This window comes from Achromobacter sp. RW408, assembly GCF_003184165.1.
In the GTDB taxonomy this organism is placed as follows: Bacteria; Pseudomonadota; Gammaproteobacteria; order Burkholderiales; family Burkholderiaceae_B; genus Achromobacter; species Achromobacter xylosoxidans.
This window is the reverse complement of sequence record NZ_QHHO01000049.1, coordinates 788,847-793,539: the sequence shown is the minus strand read 5'-3', so window position 1 is coordinate 793,539 and position 4,693 is coordinate 788,847. Positions and strand designations below refer to the sequence as shown.

Sequence of the window (4,693 nt, the reverse complement as noted above, 5' to 3'; positions counted from 1 at the left end):
GTCGCCGGGGAGGCCGGCTTCGATCAGGCCCAGCAGGAGTTTCTTGACGGGGGCGGGCAGGGCGGTGTCGGGGAGTTCGGCCTGGGTGACCCAGCGTTCGGGTTGCGTGGGTTGGCGCAGCGAGGCGCTGCGCACGGGCACGTACCAGGGGCGGATGTGCAGGCGGTAGTGGGTGAAGGTGTGGGCGAAGGCGGCGAGTTCGAAGCGCTGTTCGGGGTCCAGGCCGAGGGCGCGGGAGGCGGCCAGGGGGTCGCCGGCGGCGTCGAATTCGGGCAGGCTCCAGAGGCCGCCCCAGATACCGGGTTCGGGGCGTTGCTGCAGCAGGAACGCGCCCTGGTGCTGCAGCACCAGCATCGCGGTCTCGCGTTCCGGAATCGCCTTGCGCGCCTTGGGCGTGGGCAGTTCGGCCTGGCGGCCTTCGCGCCGGGCAACACAGGTATCGGCGACCGGGCAGCGCTCGCAGGCCGGCTTGCCGCGCGTACAGAGGGTGGCGCCCAGGTCCATCAGGCCCTGCGTGTAGGCGGCCATGTCCAGGCCGGGCGCGGCCTCGACCTGGGCGTCGGCCAGGGCCCACAGGCGCTGCTCGATCTCGCGCCTGGCGGGGTCGCCGGCGATGCCGAAGTGACGGGTGAAGACGCGCTTGACGTTGCCGTCCAGGATGGGCGAGCGCTCGCCATAGGCGAAGGCGGCGATGGCGGCGGCGGTCGAGCGGCCGATGCCGGGCAGGGTGGCGATGGCTTCGGCGCTGGGCGGGAAGCGGCCGTTCCAGTCGCGCGCGATCTCCTGGGCGCAGCGGTGCAGGTTGCGGGCGCGGGCGTAGTAGCCCAGGCCGGCCCAGTAGGGCATCACATCTTCCTGGGCGGCGGCGGCCAGCGCGGCCACGTCGGGGAAGCGCTGCAGGAAGCGTTCGTAGTAGGGGATCACCGTGGCCACCTGCGTCTGCTGCAGCATGATCTCGGAGAGCCAGATGCGGTAGGGATCCCGGGTGTTCTGCCAGGGGAGATCGTGGCGGCCGTGCTGGCGCTGCCAGGCGACGATGCGAGGGGCGAAGTCCATGCCCGCAATTATCGCATCGCCCTATTGCCGGGGGTGGGGCGAGCGGTTACAACCGTAGGACAGAGGCGCATCGAGCGCCCGGAATTCACCTCCCGCCGCTTGCCCGCATGCGCTTCAAGAGGGCGTGGTGCGTTGGCCGCCGCGGGCGTTCCACGACCCTCGGAGTAGACATGAATGCCCCCCTCACGCCCGCGCTGCGCGCGGCGCTCGAATCTGTCCAGCTGGACGACAAATACACCCTGGAAAGCGGCCGCGCCTGGATGAGCGGCATCCATGCCCTGGTGCGCCTGCCGATGATGCAGCGGCTGCGCGACCTGCGCGCGGGGCTGAACACGGCCGGGTTCGTGTCGGGCTACCGGGGCTCGCCGCTGGGCGGGGTCGACCAGAACATGTGGAAGGCGGCCAAGTACCTGAAGGCGCACCATGTCGAGTTCCAGCCGGGTATCAACGAGGACCTGGCGGCCACCGCGGTGTGGGGCACCCAGCAGGTCAACCTGTTCCCCGGCGCCAAGTACGACGGTGTGTTCGGCATGTGGTACGGCAAGGGGCCGGGCGTGGACCGCTGCGGCGACGTGTTCAAGCACGCCAACGCCGCCGGCACCTCGCCGCACGGCGGCGTGCTGGTGGTGGCCGGCGACGACCATCCGGCCAAGTCGTCGACGCTGCCGCACCAGAGCGACCACATTCTCAAGGCCTGCATGATCCCGGCGCTGTTCCCCTCCAGCGTGCAGGAGGTGCTGGACTACGGCCTGCATGGCTGGGCCATGAGCCGCTATGCCGGCGTCTGGGTCGGCATGAAGTGCATCACCGACATCGTCGAGGTGTCGGCCTCGGTGGACGTGGATCCCTACCGCGTGCAGATCGTGCTGCCCGAGGATTTCCGGCTGCCGCCGGACGGCCTTAACATCCGCATCCCGGACACGCCCCTGCAGCAGGAGGCGCGGCTGCTGGACTACAAGCTGTACGCGGCGCTGGCCTACGCCCGCGCCAACAACCTGAACCGCGAACTCTGGCAGGTGCCGGCGCGCGACGCGCGCTTCGGCATCATGACCTCGGGCAAGGCCTATCTGGACACGCGCCAGGCGCTGTCCGACCTGGGGCTGAGCGAGGCGGTGTGCCAGCGCATCGGCCTGCGGCTGTTCAAGGTCGGCATGGTGTGGCCGCTGGAGTCCACCGGCATGGCGCGCTTCGCCGATGGCCTGGACGAGATCCTGGTGGTCGAGGAAAAGCGCCAGGTGCTCGAATACCAGTTGAAGGAGGAACTGTTCAGCTGGATCGGCAGCGGCAAGAAGATCCCGCGCGTGATCGGCAAGTTCGACGACAAGGATGGCGGCGAATGGGCGGTGCCGCAGGGCAACTGGCTGCTGCCGGCGCACTACGAGTTTTCGCCGGCGATGGTGGCCAAGGCCATCGCCGCGCGCCTGTTGCGCTTCGAATTGCCGGCCGACGTGCGCGCCGGCATCGAGGCGCGGCTGGCCTTCATCGCCGATCGCGAACAGGCGCTGGCGCGCCCGCGCGTGGTGGAAGACCGCAAGCCGTGGTTCTGTTCGGGCTGTCCGCACAATACCTCGACGCGGGTGCCGGAAGGCTCGCGCGGCATGGCCGGCATCGGCTGCCACTACATGGTGACCTGGATGGGCCGCAACACGCAGGTGTACACGCAGATGGGCGGAGAGGGCGTGCCGTGGCTGGGGCAGGCGCCGTTCACCGAGGAAAAGCACGTGTTCGCCAACCTCGGCGACGGCACCTACTTCCATTCGGGCCTGCTGGCGATCCGCGCGGCGGTGGCGGCCAAGGCGCCGATCACCTACAAGATCCTGTTCAACGACGCGGTGGCCATGACCGGCGGGCAGCCGGTCGACGGCCCCATCAGCGTGCCGATGATCAGCCGCCAGGTGGCGGCCGAGGGCATCGACAAGATCGTGGTGGTGACCGACGAGCCGGAGAAATACCAGGGCATGACCGGCATGGCGCCGGGCGTGCCGGTCAGGCATCGCGACGAGCTGGACGCGGTGATGCGCGAACTGCGCGAACACCCCGGCGTGTCGGTACTGATCTACGACCAGACCTGTGCCACCGAGAAGCGCCGCCGCCGCAAGCGCGGCGCCTATCCCGACCCGGCGCGGCGCGTGGTCATCAACGAACGCGTGTGCGAAGGCTGTGGCGACTGTTCGCAGAAATCGCATTGCCTGTCGGTGGAGCCGCTGGAGACCGAGTTCGGGCGCAAGCGCGCCATCAACCAGTCCAGCTGCAACAAGGACTTCTCCTGTCTGAAGGGCTTCTGCCCCAGCTTCGTCACGGTGGAGGGTGGCAAGCTGCGCAAGCCGCGCGCGCTGGCGCCGGAAGGCGCGGTCGACGACGACGTGCCGCAACCGGCGTTGCCGGCGTTGGCGCAGGCCTATGGCGTCTTCATCGCCGGCGTGGGCGGCACCGGCGTGGTCACCATCGGCCAGTTGCTGGGCATGGCCGCGCACCTGGAAGGCAAGGGCTGTTCGGTGCTGGACATGGCCGGCCTGGCGCAGAAGGGCGGCGCGGTGTATTCGCACGTGGTGCTGGCGCAGACGCCGGACCACCTGATGAACACCCGCGTGGCGATGGGCGAGGCCGACCTGATGCTGGCCGGCGACCTGGTGGTGGCCACCAGCGCCGACGCCATGGCGCGGCTGCGGCCGGGCCGCTCGCGCGCGCTGCTCAACAGCGACACCGCGCCTACCGCGGCGTTCGTGACCAACCCCGACTGGACGCTGCCAGGCGCCAACCTGACGGCCGACCTGCAGGCCGCCTGCGGCAAGGACAACCTGCACACGGTGGATGCGTCGGCGCTGGCGGTAGGGCTGCTGGGCGACGCCATCTATTCCAATCCGCTGATGATGGGCTACGCCTACCAGAAGGGCTGGCTGCCGCTGTCGCGCGAGTCGTTGCTGCGCGCCATCGAGCTGAACGGCCAGCAGGTGCCCAACAACCTGGCGGCCTTCGCCTGGGGGCGCCGCGCCGCGCATGACCTGGCCGGCGTCACGCGTCTTCTGGCCAATGGCGGCGTGCCGGCGCATCCGGACGGCATCATCGAGATCCGCCGCCCGCGCGCGGCTAGTCCTGTGGTGGAACTGAAGAAACCGGCCGGCGAACTGGAGCGCGTGGTCGAGGCGCGCCGCGCGTTCCTGACGCAGTACCAGGACGCCGCCTACGCCAGGCTGTACACCGACCTGGTGGACAAGGTGGCGCACGCCGAGCACGAGGCCACCGGCACCCAGCGCCTGGCGCTGGCGGTGGCGCGCTACTACTTCAAGCTGCTGGCCTACAAGGACGAATACGAGGTGGCGCGCCTGTACACGGACGGGGAATTCCTCAAGCGCATCGGCGAGCAGTTCGAGGGCGACTGGAAGCTGCGCTTCCATCTGGCGCCGCCGCTGTTCGCGCGCCGCGGCGCCGACGGCCACCTGGTCAAGAAGGCCTATGGCCCCGGCATGCTGCGGGTGTTCCGCCTGCTGGCGCGCATGAAGCGCCTGCGCGGCACGCGCTTCGATCCGTTCGGCTACACCCGCGAGCGCCGCGCCGAGCGCGAGCTGGCGCGCGAGTATCGCGAGACGCTGAGCGCCATCCTGTCCAAGCTCAATCGCGGCAACCTGGATCGCGCCGT

At 69.8% G+C, this 4,693-nt stretch carries 2 protein-coding genes; one reads left to right on the top strand and one right to left on the bottom strand.

Annotated features, from left to right (window positions below):
• On the bottom strand, positions 1-1,056 hold a 1,056-nt coding region (mutY, locus tag DK459_RS23110), incomplete at its 3' end, for an A/G-specific adenine glycosylase (RefSeq protein ID WP_370445615.1).
• 170 nt (positions 1,057-1,226) lie between these two features.
• Between mutY and DK459_RS23105 the strand changes: the two genes are divergently transcribed.
• A partial coding sequence (locus DK459_RS23105) for an indolepyruvate ferredoxin oxidoreductase family protein (protein WP_110135260.1) occupies positions 1,227-4,693 on the top strand: 3,467 nt, incomplete at its 3' end.